Origin of the sequence: Paenibacillus sp. FSL H7-0737 (assembly GCF_000758545.1) — a bacterium.
In the GTDB taxonomy this organism is placed as follows: Bacteria; Bacillota; Bacilli; order Paenibacillales; family Paenibacillaceae; genus Paenibacillus_AQ.
On record NZ_CP009279.1, the window covers coordinates 3,122,018 to 3,139,449 of the forward strand.

A 17,432-nucleotide genomic window follows, 5' to 3' on the forward strand; every position below is an offset into this window, starting at 1 on the left:
GAAAGGAGAAATCCATGCTGAAGTCTGACATCACTAATCTTGTAATGATACTCGTGAGAATGTTTAGAAAAAGTCCGATGATCTCAACAATCACTAACATAGTCCCTATAATCAGTGGTTTATTAACTTTTTATTCTTACGCTGTCCAAGTGAATATCATTAACGGTGTGGCTCGCGGTGTTATGACGCTGCTCCCTATTCTATGGTTTGTTGTGATTCATACAGTACAGGCTTTTTCATTGAATATAACCAACATGATGAAGAATCGAATGAATGCGGAACTAACCCTCGCTTTTCAATCCGAACTGATAGATATTGCAAACCGGGTTGATTTTGAGGATTTTGATGATGAAGAGTTTGGAAACAAGCTGCAAAGAGCTAAAACCGTAGTTGGAGAAGATCTTGAGGGGATTACAGGTTTTTTGGTATCGAGTGTAGGGATTATCTCAGGACTAATAAGCATCATCTGGTTGTCGGCGACAAGTGGTTATTTCTTGGTCACATCCGTGGTAACACTAATGATCGTGACTACCTTATCCATTCGATTATTTACGGAAATTAAAGTGAGAAGAACAGGAAGAGAACTCACCTTCGATGGAAGAATGGGAGACTATCTTGCTAACACTTTGGAAGACCCTAATGCGATTCGAGAAATGCGAATTTATAATTCCATCTCTTATTTTACAAATCTCTGGGCAATGATTATGAAGAAGCAGCATAATAAAAGATTTAGCGCCAGAAAATTCGAGATCAAAACAGGGATGGTCGTGGCTATGGTCCAGACGAGTGCTATCTTTGTAGTTCTAGTGTACCTGTTAAACAAAATGGGGGAGTCTAATACAGTTACAATTGGAACAATTTCGGTGTTATTTCTGGCGCTGTTATCGAGTGGTGGTAAAATTATGAGTTTGACCTGGCCATTAAGCAAGCTTTACATCAGCAGTAGCAAATTATATGACTTAAATGAAGTACTTACATATAAGAACAGTGATTTTCGCAAAAATAACATAAATAATTCGACTGATTCTATGCTCCCAATTACCGTTTCAAATGTCTATTTTAAATACGCCAAATCGAACAAGAATGTCTTATCTAACATCAATATGACCATAAAGCCGGGTGAGAAAATAGCGATCGTCGGGGAAAATGGAGCAGGGAAATCTACGTTGATTAAAATGTTATTAGGTCAATATAGACCAAGCTCCGGAACGATTTGCTGGAAGGATCATTTAGAACCTCACGGTAAGGTGTCCGTTGTATTTCAGAATGCTGTGAAGTTTGAACTGACACTAAGAGAAAATATCCTATTGGGCGATGCGAATACACCTTCAGATGATGCTAAAATACTAAGGGTTCTAGAACAATGTGAGCTGATAGATTTGCTCCATGAATTAGGCGGATTAGATGTGAATTTGGGGCAAATAGTAGAAGGAAGCAGGCAGCTATCAGGGGGACAATGGCAAAAGCTGGCGATTGCGCGCGCGTTATACAATGATGCGGAACTTATAGTATTCGATGAACCTACTTCTGCAATTGACCCGAATGCCGAGATGGAGATCTATACGAAATTATTAGAAATCTGCCAAGATAAAGCAGCTATTTTTATTTCACATCGCTTGGGTTGGGCGAAGAATGTTGATACGATCTATGTTATGTATCATGGAGAAATTGCTGAAGTAGGGGATCATCAAGACTTAGTACATCACAATGGGATTTATGCAAACATGTACGCTTTACAATCCTCTTGGTATAAGTAGCTTATTAGATGTGATTGCGGTTGATATAAGATGGCATATTCTCCTTAACTATACTCATGAGGTTTACTAAAAAAATCCACAACAAATTTCTGGAATTGTATAGCCGCTTGTGATAAAAAGTGTTTTCTGCTCCAAGCGATGCCAAAAGTGCGCTGACAAAACGGATCGGTTATTTTCAATTGAACGATTTCTGTGTTTTTACTTCTCCTGCTTAAGGCTAAAGGGAGAGTAAAGGTGATACCCAGCCCCATCTCAACTAAGGTTTGAACGGCACTTACTTCTTCGAGCTCGAAAGCAATTAGCGGTTCAAATCCAGCTTGACGGCAAAATGCATCTGTAATTTCACGGAAATTAGATCTAGAAGACAAAGAAATGAAATTCTCACCAGCAGCTTCAATCAAGGAAATACTCTCGCGATTGGCAAAACGATGATTCTTAGGCACACTTAAACATAATTCCTCTTCTGCTAAGGTAAACCATTCGATGTCTGGTCCGGTGACAGGTGTCGAAGATATGCAAAAATCAATCACCGCACTCTCCAGATCGTTTCTCATTTCTAATGCTGAGCCAAGCTGACGCTGAATGATCCGAACGTGCGGGTGAAGGGTAAGAAACTCTTTTAGTAAAGTGGGCAATACATAGGGTAGTGTTACTGCTATAGATATTACTCCATGTTCAAGTCCAGCCATATCCGTGAGCTCATGCTGACCTTCATCCAGTTCCAGAAATGCTTGCTCCACACGACGAAGATATGTTTTTCCGAATTCGTTCAATTTTAAATTTCTGCCTTGGCGTTCAAATAAGGGAACACCTAAGGTTTTCTCTAAACGTTGGATGGAATTGCTAAGTGAGGGTTGAGATACATTTAATTCTTTGGCGGCATTAGTCATGTGCTCAAGACGAGCAACTACACGGAAATATTGAAGCTGAAGGAATTCCATAACATTGACCTCTCTTTATTCATAACTCTAATGTGATATATCCATCATATAATTTGTATTTTACTTAATTAATTTTCGGTCCTATACTATTGTAACATATAAAAAGATTTAGGTAGGATGGAGAGAGTCTGCTGTGATTAGAGAGAAGATATGGACCCGGAATTTTATTGTTGTTTGTTTGAGTAGTTTTTTTATGTTTCTGACCTTTTACATTCTGGCGACTGCATTCCCGTTATACGTGAAGGAAAGCTTGCACGGGAATCAGCAGCAAATGGGGTTAGCCATTACCATCTATGTCCTCGGAGGTGTATTGATCCGTCCTTTTTCAGGACAATGGGTTGATAAATTCGGTAAAAAGAAAATGGCGGTTATTGGGCTGGTCTTATTTCTACTCGCCTGTATAGGATACTTCGGAGCTAATGGAATTGTATTGTTTCTGGTGATTCGTTTCATTCACGGTATGAGTTATGCGGTTGCCTCGACAGCGACAAGTACAATAGCTTCCACGTTAATCCCTTTCTCACGCCAAGGAGAAGGTATCGGTTATTTTAGTATGTTTATGAGCATTGCGATGGTCATTGGACCAGCTTTGGGTCTTTTTCTATGGAAAGATGAGAACATTCATGTATTGCTGTTAGGTGTATGTGTGATTGCTGCGCTTTCGCTGTTATTCACATTAGGCGTTCGTATGCCCAAAGAAGAGAAGGATACGGTTAAAGAAGCCGTTAAGGAACCTGTGAAGATCCGAAAGGGTCTTCGCTGGAGTGACGTCATTGAACCCAAAGCACTGCCCATCTCGCTTGTTGGATTTACGCTTGCGTTCTCCTATAGTTCTTTATCTGGTTTTATCGCTTCTTTTACAAAAGAAATTAACCAATCACAGCTTACTGGTTATTTTTTTGTGGCCTTTGCGATTATGATTGTGCTGTTTCGACCGCTAATCGGTAAAGTATTCGATAAATATAATGAACATATTCTCATTTATCCCGGAATTCTGATCTTCGCTGTAGGTCTGCTTAGCTTAAGTCAAGCTAAATCCGGATTCATGCTGATGTTCTCAGGCATCATCATGGGGGTTGGGTATGGCGCACTTATGCCATGCTTTCAGACGCTTGCACTTAAATTAGCCGATAAAGAACGTAGAGGAAGCGCCAATGGAACCTTTTTCTTGTTATTTGATTTGGGGTATGGAGCGGGTTCTTATATTATGGGTGTAGTTGCTTCTTATACAGATTACCGTATGATGTACGAAGTTGCAGGGTTCGTGACGCTTATCTCAGTTGCTGTATACTATTTGCTTCATCACCTACCTCAATCTAAGCTTCGCGTTCAAAAATCTAAAGCTGACGTTGCATAAATGTATACGTTCAGCTGTATGATATAATTGTTGAAAAAAAGGCATGGGGAGAACAATATGACTACAATCATTGATAAAATCGCCTGGATTCATATCGAGAATGGACAAGTCTTATGTGCGCGTTCCAAAGGGAAAGATATGTATTATTTACCGGGAGGAAAAAGAGAAGCCGGAGAAACAGACGAAGAGACGCTCGTGCGCGAAATCGAGGAAGAGATTTCTGTTCAGATCAAGACAGAGACTGTTTCTTATTTTGGAACGTTTGAGGCAGAAGCTCATGGGAAAGCAGAGGGTGTTACAGTCAAAATGACCTGTTATATTGCGGATTATGAAGGGACATTAATGCCAGCGTCCGAAATCGAGGAATTATCTTGGTTAAGCTATAAGGATCGGGATCGCGTGTCTGTTGTTACCCGAATTATTTTTGATCAATTGTATGAGAAGAATTTGCTCTCATAATCAACCATATACAGCATTTGAAGTCCGTTTTAAGCCAGCAAGTTGGCTTGAGACGGTCTTTTTATTTCTACGAGCCAAAGGTCGTTGTTGGGCGATAGCAACGTTTCTTCTCATTAAGGACAGATGTCCTTTTTTAAACCCTTGAATTGCTATTTAATATGGAAGAGATCGAAGTTGAGGAGAGAGAGAAATGAGAGGAATTATATTTGCATTTTTAGCGGGGGCTTGTATTACGCTACAGGGCGTGTCAAATGCTCGAATTAGTCAAGATATCGGGACTTGGCAGGCGGCTACAATTACACAATTAACAGGGTTCATCATGTCCTTTCTCATTCTTTTGTTCGTTAGAGATGGGAAAAGGGGAGGCTTTAAGCAAGTGAAACCCTTATATTTGATCGGTGGCGCTTTTGCGGCTGTTATTATTTTTAGTGAAGTAACGGCCATTCAGCAAATTGGTGTTACGTTTACGATATCCTCATTGTTGATTGCTCAGCTATGTCTGACGTTCTTAATTGATATTAAAGGCTGGTTTGGAATGGAAAAGAGAAAAATGAGACTGCCGCAGTTCATCGGCATCGGGTTGATGATCGCTGGCGTAGTGATACTGAAATTCTAATGGCCTTGCGTAAAGTCGATAAATGGAGGAGTTAAGTTATGATTATTGGTTTGATATTAGCGCTTATCGCGGGATCACTAGTGAGTCTGCAAAATATATTTAATACAAAAGTTAATGAAAAGGTTGGATCTTGGGCCACGACAACTTTAGTGTTAGGGATGGGATTCCTAGCTTCATTTATCATGAGTCTTATCGTTGAAGGAAACCGTATATTTACTTTGAGAAATATGGAGCCTTGGTATTGGATCAGTGGTTTGATCGGGGTTGGGGTAGTAATATGCCTTGTGCAAGGTACTAAGCGGTTGGGCCCTACGTATGCGATTTCGATCGTATTAATCTCTCAGCTTGGGTTTGCACTGCTCTGGGATTCACTAGGCTGGTTAGGGCTTGAAAAGGTTCCTTTTACTTGGAAGCAGTTGGTCGGAGTGATTGTTATTGTTGGAGGTATTCTCGTGTTTAAGCTAGGTGGTGAACGGGAGACGCAGAAGGCGGTTTAATTTATGCTCAGACTCATGTTTGTCAAAATAGAAGTGATGGCACTCACACGAGGATGGAAGAAAATCAAATTATACTTTGGGAAAGTAATAGCTCGATTATAAATAAGGAGTAGATCATCCTATGTTCATACAATTGAACTCCCAAACTATTGAAAAGTTAGAAAAAAGCCTTGGTGAACGACCAGGATATTTTAAATTATTCTTCGATACAGAGGGCTGTGGTTGTAATGGCGTGATCGTAATTCAGGTCATTAGTGAACCTCATGCTACAGATATTGAAGTTCAGAAAGAGCCTTTTACTTTTTTTGTTGACCGGCAACAGGAGTCTTTATTTGATGAACAGATGCGACTTGAAGCAGATGAGAATTACCCGTCATTCCGATTAAGTAGTGATTCGAGTCTGTTAGGAAGTAATATTCGTGTAAAAGATATTCGTTAGGCAGGTTGGAGCAGTTAAATGTAGAGTGTGTAGAATGGCTGATGAAGCGATTCTACACACTTTTTTTATTTTTTTCGAGCATTAATATTGTAGACTATGTCACGACGTGATATAGTCACGTTAAGACATATTTAAATGCGACGTATAAATAAAGGGAGCTGGGCATGTTGAACCCTGAGAAAGTATTGAAGAAATACGTACCCATGACTGAAACAGCATTCTATATTCTTTTATCCTTAGATGAACCACGTCATGGATATGGAATAGTGAAGCATGTGGAGAAAATCACGAAAGCACGTCTTTTGTTAGGTTCAGGTACAGTTTATGGCACGTTAACGAAGATGCAAAAAGATGGGATGATTACTGTTTTTGCTGATGAAGAGAGAAAAACAGTTTACGAAAGAACAGACATAGGGATGCTAATTCTTGCTACGGAGATTAATAGACTTAAAGAGCTACATGAGAATGCTACAAAATATGGAGGTGACATAGATGATTATCAAAATATTTAGACCCCTTTGGAGTTATGATGTTCAGAAAACTGAAGAATGGTTAGCTTCTATGGCCCAAAAAGGCTACGAACTTATCCGAATCAACCGTTTAACTAGATATTTTTACTTTCAGCAGGGCGAACCGAAAGCAGCAAACTATCGAATCGTATTCGATAAAGTTCCCAACCAATCCCTCTCTAAGGGTCTATTAAATTTCGGATGGACGAAGGTGTTACAGAGCGGCAAATGGGTTGTGACGATGAATCGGCTGCCTTTAGAACAGATTAGAGCTCTCCCTGATCGAGAGGGAATCGTAAAGCATAACAAGAAGATCATGTATATTTTTATGGGGATATTGATTTATTTAATGGTTGCATTACTCAATGTAATTTTAATAAGTACTATAGCATTGAGTGTTTCCAAGTCTGGTCATTTTAATGTCTTCAACGGACCTTTTGGTTTTATTCCCGCTACTGCATTAGGGCTTAGCATTATCTTATGCATTTTCACCGTATATTCGCTGATCACATTAAACAAGACGAACCAAAGATTAACAGGGGAATTCATACAACCAAACAAGCAAAATGGTCAGGGGACATCCCCTCTGAAAGACAGGTTAAGTAAGAATGAAGAGAAGCGTTTGAAAAGTTCAGGTCAACTTGTTTTGAAGTGGAAGATTGGATGGATGTATTCGCCGGATCGGCTTGAAGAGTGGCTAGAGGGAATGGAAGAAAAGGGATATAATCTGTACAGCGTTGGCAAAACAGGAACTGCCTTTTATTTTAAAAAAGGGAAGCCTCGTAAGATGTGTTATTGTGCGGACTTACAAAATACTGCTGATACCAATTACTTCAACATTCATACGGATTCTGGCTGGATATGCCTGTATCATTCGAGTTCATGGAGTCAGAAATGGGTTTTATGGGGCCAAGAATATGTACCAGGTAAAGCCAAACCGCAAATATACAGCGATAAGTTAAATCACTTGAAACTAGCTAGACGTATAGCTTTAACGTATTCTGCTATGTTCTTACCCCTCACTATTTTATATATGTATATCATTGGTTTAAATGTAAGATTATCGACTTATTCTAACCTGGATCGATTGCAGATCATAAATATGATCTTGTACGCAATCTTAATTCTAATGTTTGGATCATATGTTAGTCGGACTTGGCTATATTACAACCGACTTCGTAAACATCATCAATAATATCGTGGAGGTGTATGATGCAACAGAACATTTATGACAACCCTGAGTTTTTTCAAATGTATAAGAACTTAAGGGAGTCAAGAATTACATACAATGACTTTATTGAACAACCTGCAATAAGAGGGTTACTTCCAGACCTACAGGATTTAAATGTTCTCGATCTGGGTTGTGGTTTTGGTGAAATGGCAAACTATATGATTGATAACAATGCTTCACAGGTAACAGGTGTAGTTATATCAGAGAAGATGTTAGCTATGGCAAGGAAACGACCTGAGATCCGTTATATACAGGGCTCAATGGAAGAAATCGAATTTAATCGAAATGAATTTGATTTGGTTGTAAGTTCGTTAGCTTTTCATTATGTCGAGGATTATAAAACACTCATTAGTAGGATTTCAGAATGGATTAAACCCAATGGTTACTTGGTATTCTCAACAGAGCATCCTGTTGTTTTATCAAATAAGATTCAAAGTGGGTGGGTTAAAGATTCCGATCAAAATATCCTACATTGGCCCATTGATAATTATGGAGAAGAAGGTCTCAGATCACAGTTTTGGGGAATCGATGGTGTCATAAAATATCATAGAAAACTTTCAACATTACTTAATACTTTGATCCAAAATGGACTGACTATTGAAGGAATTGTTGAACCTGAATCCAGCCTTGAGGGTCTTGAGAAGATGCCCAAATTAATAAATGAAAGAAGGAGACCTTCATTTTTAATAATTAAGGCTAGAAAAACAGTTATACGTGGACAGTAATTTTCAGTTATGAATGAACTTTACCAGCCGATGAAGGACGATTACTTTATACTTATGTATACAGCATCTGTAAGGAAAATAAGGGGAGTGTTTGTATGCATGAAATACCTCATGAGGATTATTATAAAGTGAAGCCACTACTTCAAGGCGAGCATATCCATCCCGAAACTCTCTCTGTGATTGAAGGCAATAATCCTGGTTGGATCTTTGTCGATCACCTTACAGCACCAAAGAGTGCGTTAGTATGGAGTCAGGGGATTGAAGGGTTTTATCTTATCGGTGATCACACCAATCAAGCCTTTATCCATGCACTGGACAGTTATGTAACAGATCATATTGTACCTAGAATGAAGGAACTCGGGATGGAACATTTCGAAGTTTCTGGTCAACATGATGAATGGAATCTGGAATTGATGTTTCCTTCTAGGAAGCTATATCCGTTTGAACAGATAGTGTTCAAGTTACTTCACAAGCCGCCTACGACGCAGACTAATGGGACTAGAACTATAAATCTTAAAATGCTGGATTGGGAGAACTCAGATCTAAAGAATATAGAATTTGTACATGAAAATATTGATTTATTCTGGTCATCGAAAGAAGACTTTGCTGAAAAAGGCTACGGATATGCTGCAGTTGAGGGATCTGAAATTATGGGGGTGTGTTATTCTAGTTTTGTTACACAGGATACACACGCAATCGGAATTGAAACCCTTCCTAAATATCAAAAACAAGGAGTGGGGACACATTTAGCAACGCTAGTTGTTGAAGATGTGCTCGCCAATGGCTTTATTCCTTACTGGGATTGTTCTACTGATAATGAAGCTTCGAAAAAATCGGCACTACGGCTAGGGTTTCAACAGATACATCAATATAAGTGTGGTGCTTTTGCAATATAATCCTTTTAGAGACGTCTATTCCATGGAGTAGACGTTTTTATTATATTTACCGTGGAGTTGTAAATACTATAATATGAATTGTAATTTGGTATAACTCTATAATTATGAGAGAATGATCATCGGAACGAATGGAACGATTGAATATATTATAAGGTTAGGATGATCATCCATGAAAATTTTTCTTGTCGAGGACGATAGAACGATAGCATCAGGACTTGAATATTCATTACAGCAGGATCATTTTGAAACCCTTCTATGTTATGACGCCACCTCAGCCAAAGCGGTGTTATCTGAGCAGTTATCAGAGCTCACCTTATGCATCTTTGATCTCTCACTGCCGGATGGCAGCGGTTATGAATTGTGCAAGATCGTGAAAGCGCAAAGTGATATACCGGTAATTTTTTTAACGGCGATTGATGATGAGGTCAACGTGGTGATGGGACTCGATATGGGGGCAGATGATTACATAACCAAGCCTTTTCGGATTCGGGAGCTGCTATCGCGGATTAAATCCGTCTTAAGGAGATATAACAAGCAGGCTCAGACCCAATCCAATATCGAATTAGAGAATATACGGATTAACACGCTTGAAGGAAAGGTTTATAAGAACGGCGATGAAGTGCTATTGACCGCATTAGAATATCGATTATTACTGATCTTTGCTAACCATGTTGGTCAGGTTCTCTCAAGAAATCAATTGTTAGAACGGATTTGGGATGTGGCAGGTGAATTCGTGAACGACAATACATTATCGGTTTACATAAAAAGACTTAGGGAAAAGTTAGAAGATAACCCCCAAGAACCAACGCTGATCAAAACAGTTCGAGGGTTGGGTTACAAGGTAGGTGATTAGGATGCTTCGTAATAGAGAATTTAGATGGTTATTGTTTACGATGTGCTTGATCAGTCTTGTGGCTACAGCGGTGGCGACATTTATATCGTTAGAGGCGGTAGGGCTCACAGCTGGGACTTCAGCTTTGCTTATAGCTTGCAGTGTATTGTTTACCCGCTGGAGATATGGTGAAATTGAAAAGCTCTCAGGGTATCTACGCCAAATCAGTAGTGGGAATTATTCGCTCGATGTTCGTGATAATCAGGAAGGTGAGCTTAGTATCCTGAAGAATGACATTTATAAAGTGACGCTGATGTTATCCGAGCAGAGTGCGCAATTACAAGAAGATAAAATGAAGCTCACCAATGCGATTTCGGATATCTCTCATCAGCTCAAAACCCCGCTTACTTCCATGACTGTGATGGCAGATTTATTAAGTGATCCTGAGCTGCACACTGAGAAGAGAATGGAGTTTACCCGGAAAATTACGATCCAGCTCGAACGAATTGGCTGGCTAGTCTCCTCTTTATTAAAATTCTCCAAGATCGATGCAGGAACCATTCATTTTAAAAAAGATCTTGTTCTGGTGAACAAGCTAGTTCAAAAATCTTTGGAGCCCATGTTAATTCCAATGGATATTAAAGAACAACGGATCTTGATTGATGGAGATGATAGCACCACATTTACGGGCGATCTCAATTGGATAACTGAGGCGATCATTAATATTCTGAAAAACTGTGTAGAGCACACACCTGCTGGGGGAGAAATTTCTATTTCTTTTGCAGAAAATGCACTGTTTACGGAAATTATCATTACAGATAACGGCAAAGGAATCCCAAAGGCAGAGCTCCCCTATATCTTCAAACGATTCTATAAAGGTAAGAATGCAAGCGAAGATAGTGTAGGGATTGGACTTGCCTTGGCACAAAGCATTATCACAGGACAAAACGGAACGATCGATGTGAAGAGTGAAGTGGGAAAAGGTACACAATTTCAGATTAAATTTTATAAGCAAGTCATTTAACACTTGTAGCTTAGTGACTAGAATGTCACTTTAGAGTCACTGGATAGTCATTGTAGACAGATATACTGATCTCATCAACAAATGGAGGTCTAACAATGGACATTTTAAAGATTGAACATCTGTCTAAAACATATGGAAAAGGCGAAACAGCGGTAAAGGCACTGGATGATGTATCTTTTTCGATTAAAAAAGGGGAATTCGTAGCGATTATCGGGCCATCTGGCTCCGGGAAATCGACCATTCTACACTTATTAGGCGGAGTGGATAGACCGACAAGCGGCAAAGTATTCGTAGATAACACGGATATTTATAAATTGAATGAAACACAGCTGGCGATCTTTAGACGCAGACAAATTGGGCTGATTTATCAATTCTATAATCTTATACCGGTGTTAACGGTCGAAGAGAACATCACACTTCCTTTACTCCTTGATCAGCACAAGGTAGATAAGAAACAATTTGCGGATACTGTAAAGGCGTTAAATTTGGAGAATCGCTTAAATCATCTCCCGAATCAGCTCTCAGGCGGGCAACAACAGCGGGTCTCTATTGGTAGAGCGTTAATTAGTAATCCCGCAATCATGCTGGCAGATGAGCCAACCGGTAATCTGGATAGTAAGAACAGTGGTGAAATTATAGATTTATTAAAAATGTTTAATAAAACCTATAATCAAACACTGATTGTCATTACTCATGATGAACGGATTGCATTACAAGCGGATAGAGTGATTACCATTGAAGATGGAAGGATCGCCAAAGATGAGGTGATTCGTCCGTGAATATCGTAAATAAATTAACGCTTAGACATTTGAAGCAAAATAAACGAAGAACATTGGTTACTATCATTGGAGTCATCATTTCTGTGGCTATGGTGACGGCTGTGGCAACGCTTGGTTTTTCATTTATGGAATTAATGAGGCAGCAGAGTATCTCAACAAATGGAGAATGGCATGTCCAATATAGAAATGTTACTAAAGCTCAGCTTAAAGCGATAGAAGCGGATGATGCAACGAAAACACTTGTCATCTCAAATGATCGTGGCTATGCCCCTTTAGAGGGGGGACAGAATGAGAACAAGCCCTATTGGTATATTAAGGAATATAATTTAGCTGGTTTTAAACAATTTCCGATTGAACTTCTGGATGGAAGACTCCCGAAGACTAACTATGAAGTAGTCATTTCTGAGGAAATTGCAAAGAACGCTAAAGTAACATACAAGATTGGTGAAACTTTAACTCTCGATGTCGGAGAGCGAGTCACTAGGGATGATAAAAATAGTGGGCAGCCCTTATCTCAGAACGAACGATTACGGACTGAAGAGGATACCCTGAATGAAGAGATCATTCATAAAAAACCAATGAACTACACGATTGTGGGAGTGATAAAGCGCCCTACTTGGGAACCAACATGGTCCCCGGGTTATACTGCTCTAAGTTATGTGGATGAAAGCTTGATTGGAGCAGCTGAAAAAACCACAGCGACGGTTGTATTAAATAAGGTGGATAGCTCCATATACAAGCATGCAGAGGAATTGGCACAAGAAAACAATATCGAGTCGATCTCTTATAATAATAGTCTGCTCCGCTATTATGGTGTGACGAATAACGATGGCTTACGTAACACACTTCTTTCATTGTCAGTCATCGTTATGACTGTGATTATCATTGGTTCCGTTTCTTTAATCTATAATGCTTTCGCAATTTCTGTCTCGGAACGTGCACGCCATTTAGGAATGCTCTCCAGCGTAGGTGCTACAAAGAGGCAGAAGCAGAATTCAGTGTTTTTTGAAGGGATGATCATCGGTTTAATTAGTATACCTATTGGGATCCTTTGCGGAATTACAGGAATCGGGATCACTTTTATGTTTATCAATTCGATGATTCAAGATGTATTAGGGATAACAGAAAAATTAACGTTGGTTGTTACACCTCTATCTCTTCTAACCGCTTGTGTAGTTTCAATTATGACGATTTTTATATCCACCTATCTTCCAGCTCGAAAAGCTTCAAAGATCTCGGCAATTGATGCGATCAGACAATCAACCGATGTTAAGCTCTCTGGTAAAGCGGTGAAAACATCCAAGTTCGTTCGCAAGTTGTTTGGAATTGAAGCAGAGATTGGTTTGAAGAATTTAAAGCGAAATAAACGCAGGTACCAAGCAACCGTATTCTCACTTGTCATTAGTATCGTTTTATTTTTATCCGTATCTTCGTTCACTTCTAATATGAGAAAGTCGGTAGAACTCTCACAGGATGGTTTGAACTATGATATCCAAGTTTATATGGGGACTGAGGACGCTCAAAAAGTAGCTCAGCTGACGAAATCGATATCTGCCTTACCTAATATAACGGAATATAATGTGGTCAGGGAACTAAGCTTGAGTTCATGGATTGATGAAAAAGATATGGCAAAAGAATTGCAAGAGATCGTGGAGAAGGATAGCAGTATTTTAAAGAATGGGAAATATCCTTACTACATTCAGATCCATGCCCTAAATGATCAGAGTTTGAGAACCTATGCAGAATCCGTCGGTGTAAGTTATGAACAATTAACGGATCTCAATCAGATGTCAGCTATTGTGAATGATACCGTCACCTTTGAGGATGAGAACGCCAAAAAAATTATTGAGACCAAAGCTCTTCATTCGGAAATCGGTCAGAAGCTTGATTTAATTTATACGGATTGGAACACAGAGAAAGAGACGAAATTACCACCAGTAGAAATCGTCGCATTAACTGATAAACGCCCTATGGGTGTTCATTCAGCACAAGTTGGTGGATTAAACATCATTGTCTCTGACCAAGTCTTCGATCAATTAACAAATGATACGATGAGTAACGATATACAAAGCCGACTAAACCTGAACAGCTCTGATCCATTAGCGACACAACAAGCCATAGAGGAAATGAAAGAGCGGAATATCTATGTTCAAAATGTGTATCAAAATAGACAAAATAGTGAGCAGATGATCATGTTAATGTCTATTTTCACTTATGGTTTTATTGCTTTAATTACTTTAATATCGATTGCGAATATTTTTAATACGATATCAACTAGCATATCCCTTCGTAAAAGAGAGTTTGCGATGCTGAAGTCTGTGGGGATGACGCCAAATGGTTTTAATAAAATGATTAATTACGAAAGTGTTTTTTATGGAATTAAGTCACTACTTTATGGGCTTCCGATTAGTATAGTTATTATGTACCTGATCTATAGATCAATGATGAGTAGCTTCTCTTATGGATTCACACTTCCGTGGATGAGTATCCTGTATGTCATTGTCGCTGTATTTATCATCGTTAGCTCAGCTATGCTGTACTCCAGTTCAAAAGTGAAGAAGGAAAATATTATTGATGCTTTAAAACAGGAGAATATATAAGGATTAGCCGCGATAATCGCGGCTTTTTTGACTTTTCTGAAGGTTTATATTTTTTGGGGGTGTTTTGTGTCATATATGACACGAACGGTATGTTATTACATATAAATCCCTATGATATAATGTATTCAATTGAATTTAACAGATTATAACTTTAGAGGCAGGTGTCAACGCTTGAGAACGGTCGTCGTGATTGGCGGGGGAATTACTGGATTGTCTACCGCTTACTATCTACAGAAATCTATACAGCATAATAAGTTGGATGTAAAAATCATTTTGGTTGAAGCCAGCGATAGACTGGGCGGCAAAATCAGAACACTTCAGCATGATGACTTCATCATGGAGTCTGGTGCTGATTCAATTGTCACTCGCAAGACAAATGTAGCACCATTGATTGAAGAATTAGGCATTCAGGATGAGGTTGTATATAACGCGACAGGAATATCATACATCTACACAGAAGGTAAGCTGAAGCAAATTCCTAAAGATGCAGTCTTTGGCATCCCTCTCAGTATTGAATCGCTTGCTACTACAGATTTGATCTCTGCTGAAGGTAAAGTTGAAGCACTTAAAGATTTCTATACTCCGAATGATCGTTTTACGAAAAACGATTCTGTAGGTGACTTTCTGGAAGCTTTCTTTGGAAAAGAACTTGTCGAGAAGCAAATATCACCTGTCCTATCAGGTGTATATTCCGGGAAATTGAGCGAACTTACCATTGCCTCGACCCTTCCTTATTTGATTGATTATAAAAATGAATATGGAAGTATTATTCAGGGATTGTCCGCGAATAAGGCTAAATTCCAGGGGAACGGCGATAAGAAGTTTATGTCTTTTAAGGGTGGCGTATCTGCTCTGATTGATGCCATGGAAGAACAGCTGTCCGATGTTGAGATCATCAAAGGGATTCGGGCAGAGCGCATTGCAAAGGATGGAGAACGGTACCGGGTAACACTGGCAGATGGACGAATCTTGGAGAGCGATTTTGCCGTACTAGGAACGATGCATTCTACTGCACAAGCATTACTTCAAGACGAAGCGCTGAATGAAGATTTCAAACAGTTGTTTAACAGCTCTATGATTAGTGTGTATATAGGATTTGATATCCCTGACAGTCAACTGCCAGCGAACGGTACAGGGTTTATAACAGCCAACAGTGACGATGTTCTTTGTAATGCTTGTACGTGGACAAGTCGCAAGTGGGAGCACACGTCTGGTCAACAACGTCTGCTTGTCAGACTCTTTTATAAAAGCTCAGGACCGCATTATGAGTCCTTGATTAAGCTTTCAGAAGAGGAATTATTAAAGGTGGCGTTGAATGATATACAGACCAGTCTTGGAATTACTGGACATCCAGTTACCCACGATGTGACCAAATGGCATGATGTTATGCCAAATTACCACAAACGCCATCACGAGATTGTAGTATCCTTAGAGAAGAAGATTGCAGATCATTATCCGAATGTAATCCTTGCTGGATGTTCTTATTATGGTGTGGGTATTCCTGATTGTATTGCAAATGGAGAGAAGACAGCGGAACGCATTTTGGAACAAGTAATTACACATTAAACAAAGGAGGGCGGACAATAGTGAGAAAATTAGCGATAAGCTCTATGCAAAGTCTAGACTATAAACAACGGCGGTTGTTTGTATAGAGCGAATAAAAATTGATTTACCGCCAGTGCACTGTGCAGGGTTGTTTTTAGAATAGACTTTGCTACCTTCAAACTCAAAAAAAGTTTAAGGAGCAGAGCGACTATGAAATATGTAAATGCAGATACGATTTTTCCAAAAGAATTATTAGAGGAAATTCAGAAATATATTAACGGTGGTTTGGTGTATATCCCTAAGCCTGAAGAAGCACATGTAAAATGGGGCGAGAAGTCAGGGAGCAGAAAATACTTAAGATCTAGAAATATTGAGATTTGTTTAAGGTTTGCCGTTGGAGCGACGGTTGACCAGCTTTCAGATGAATACTGCCTATCAAGGGACAGTATTAAGAAGATTGTTTACACAAAAAAATAGCTATAATCCCAAAAAGCCACGTTAGAGGAAGCTCTGACGTGGCTTTTTGTATTATAATTGACAGTATGTTCATTAACTACGAGGTGGAAGATACATGGCAGACAAAACATACTTAGATTTACGGATAAGAAAGACAAGAAAAGCAATCCGGAATGCTTTTATAGATTTATTAGCAGAGAAAGAACTGAATAAGATCTCGATCAACGCTATTACGCTAAAGGCTGAAATCAATCGAGCCACATTTTATTTACATTACAAAGATATTAATGATTTGATTGATAGTATCTTGGATGATTTATTAGCAGATTTAAAGAAAATACTCATAGATAAATTTGAAGAATCCTATAAACCAGGGGATGAACTTACCTCGCTGATTTTATTGCTTGAACATATTGCAGAGAATTCTCATATGTATAAGGTGTTGCTTGTAACCAAAAACATTCCTTATTTCACACCGAAATTGATGGATCTGTTATATGAATTGATATTAACAACTACAGAACAACAATCGATTCAAAAAACAGAGGATTTCTTAACCGTCGATACTCCATCTGATATTGCAGCTTGGTATGGAACATCGGCTATCATTGGTACAATTTCCATGTGGCTAGGCAATGATATGCCTTATACACCTAAATATTTAGCAGAACGAATCATACAGTTAAATCCATTTATACCTGCAAATAATAAAAAGATATAGTGAATTGTTTCACTATTTAAATTTTAATTAACACATATTTATCAACTG

The 17,432-nt window shown here is 38.9% G+C and carries 18 protein-coding genes; 17 read left to right on the plus strand and 1 reads right to left on the minus strand.

Annotated features, from left to right (window positions below; all coding sequences use genetic code 11):
- Nucleotides 1-14: 14 nt before the first annotated feature.
- Nucleotides 15-1,757 (plus strand): ATP-binding cassette domain-containing protein, encoded by a 1,743-nt coding sequence (locus H70737_RS13595; protein ID WP_042187987.1) that lies wholly within the window; start codon nucleotides 15-17, stop codon nucleotides 1,755-1,757.
- A gap of 44 nt (nucleotides 1,758-1,801) precedes the next feature.
- On the opposite strand, the gene H70737_RS13600 is transcribed toward H70737_RS13595, so the two are convergent.
- On the minus strand, nucleotides 1,802-2,698 hold the full coding sequence (locus H70737_RS13600; protein ID WP_042187990.1) for a LysR family transcriptional regulator: 897 nt from the start codon (nucleotides 2,696-2,698) through the stop codon (nucleotides 1,802-1,804).
- Between the two features lie 133 nt (nucleotides 2,699-2,831).
- Between H70737_RS13600 and H70737_RS13605 the strand changes: the two genes are divergently transcribed.
- From H70737_RS13605 to H70737_RS13680, 16 genes are all read left to right on the plus strand, one after another.
- A complete protein-coding gene (locus tag H70737_RS13605; RefSeq protein WP_052404281.1) occupies nucleotides 2,832-4,055 on the plus strand; it encodes an MFS transporter in 1,224 nt (407 codons plus the stop codon).
- A 57-nt stretch (nucleotides 4,056-4,112) separates the two neighbouring features.
- Nucleotides 4,113-4,514: an NUDIX hydrolase gene (locus H70737_RS13610; protein WP_042187992.1), complete on the plus strand. Its 402-nt coding sequence runs from the start codon at nucleotides 4,113-4,115 to the stop codon at nucleotides 4,512-4,514.
- 190 nt (nucleotides 4,515-4,704) lie between these two features.
- Nucleotides 4,705-5,130 carry a DMT family transporter gene (locus tag H70737_RS13615; RefSeq protein WP_042187994.1) on the plus strand — a complete coding sequence of 142 codons (426 nt, stop codon included), beginning with the start codon at nucleotides 4,705-4,707 and terminating at the stop codon, nucleotides 5,128-5,130.
- A gap of 38 nt (nucleotides 5,131-5,168) precedes the next feature.
- Complete coding sequence (locus H70737_RS13620) at nucleotides 5,169-5,627, plus strand: DMT family transporter (RefSeq protein WP_042187996.1); 459 nt, start codon at nucleotides 5,169-5,171, stop codon at nucleotides 5,625-5,627.
- A 121-nt stretch (nucleotides 5,628-5,748) separates the two neighbouring features.
- Nucleotides 5,749-6,066 carry an iron-sulfur cluster biosynthesis family protein gene (locus H70737_RS13625; protein ID WP_042187998.1) on the plus strand — a complete coding sequence of 106 codons (318 nt, stop codon included), beginning with the start codon at nucleotides 5,749-5,751 and terminating at the stop codon, nucleotides 6,064-6,066.
- A gap of 164 nt (nucleotides 6,067-6,230) precedes the next feature.
- A complete protein-coding gene (locus H70737_RS13630; RefSeq protein WP_371916540.1) occupies nucleotides 6,231-6,578 on the plus strand; it encodes a PadR family transcriptional regulator in 348 nt (115 codons plus the stop codon).
- Nucleotides 6,559-7,770 (plus strand): DUF2812 domain-containing protein, encoded by a 1,212-nt coding sequence (locus H70737_RS13635; RefSeq protein WP_042188002.1) that lies wholly within the window; start codon nucleotides 6,559-6,561, stop codon nucleotides 7,768-7,770. Before H70737_RS13630 ends, H70737_RS13635 begins: the two co-directional genes overlap by 20 nt.
- Before the next feature lie 17 nt (nucleotides 7,771-7,787).
- A complete protein-coding gene (locus H70737_RS13640; protein ID WP_042188004.1) occupies nucleotides 7,788-8,531 on the plus strand; it encodes a class I SAM-dependent methyltransferase in 744 nt (247 codons plus the stop codon).
- A gap of 95 nt (nucleotides 8,532-8,626) precedes the next feature.
- Nucleotides 8,627-9,427: a GNAT family N-acetyltransferase gene (locus tag H70737_RS13645; RefSeq protein WP_042188006.1), complete on the plus strand. Its 801-nt coding sequence runs from the start codon at nucleotides 8,627-8,629 to the stop codon at nucleotides 9,425-9,427.
- A gap of 169 nt (nucleotides 9,428-9,596) precedes the next feature.
- The gene (locus H70737_RS13650; protein WP_042188008.1) at nucleotides 9,597-10,280 is read left to right on the plus strand and encodes a response regulator transcription factor; all 684 of its coding nucleotides are present in this window, start codon (nucleotides 9,597-9,599) and stop codon (nucleotides 10,278-10,280) included.
- 1 nt (nucleotide 10,281) lies between these two features.
- Nucleotides 10,282-11,283, plus strand: a complete 1,002-nt coding sequence (locus H70737_RS13655; RefSeq protein ID WP_042188010.1) for a sensor histidine kinase — start codon at nucleotides 10,282-10,284, stop codon at nucleotides 11,281-11,283.
- A gap of 95 nt (nucleotides 11,284-11,378) precedes the next feature.
- The gene (locus H70737_RS13660; RefSeq protein WP_042188012.1) at nucleotides 11,379-12,062 is read left to right on the plus strand and encodes an ABC transporter ATP-binding protein; all 684 of its coding nucleotides are present in this window, start codon (nucleotides 11,379-11,381) and stop codon (nucleotides 12,060-12,062) included.
- Entirely contained in the window at nucleotides 12,059-14,662 is a 2,604-nt protein-coding gene (locus tag H70737_RS13665) for an ABC transporter permease (RefSeq protein ID WP_042188014.1), read from the plus strand. The genes H70737_RS13660 and H70737_RS13665 overlap by 4 nt, the downstream gene beginning before the upstream one ends.
- Before the next feature lie 171 nt (nucleotides 14,663-14,833).
- The gene (locus tag H70737_RS13670; RefSeq protein ID WP_042188016.1) at nucleotides 14,834-16,228 is read left to right on the plus strand and encodes a protoporphyrinogen oxidase; all 1,395 of its coding nucleotides are present in this window, start codon (nucleotides 14,834-14,836) and stop codon (nucleotides 16,226-16,228) included.
- Between the two features lie 189 nt (nucleotides 16,229-16,417).
- Entirely contained in the window at nucleotides 16,418-16,684 is a 267-nt protein-coding gene (locus tag H70737_RS13675) for a CD3324 family protein (RefSeq protein ID WP_042127555.1), read from the plus strand.
- Nucleotides 16,685-16,778: 94 nt separating this feature from the next.
- Nucleotides 16,779-17,384, plus strand: coding sequence for a TetR/AcrR family transcriptional regulator (locus tag H70737_RS13680; protein ID WP_042188018.1), 606 nt, complete (start codon nucleotides 16,779-16,781; stop codon nucleotides 17,382-17,384).
- Nucleotides 17,385-17,432: the final 48 nt, after the last annotated feature.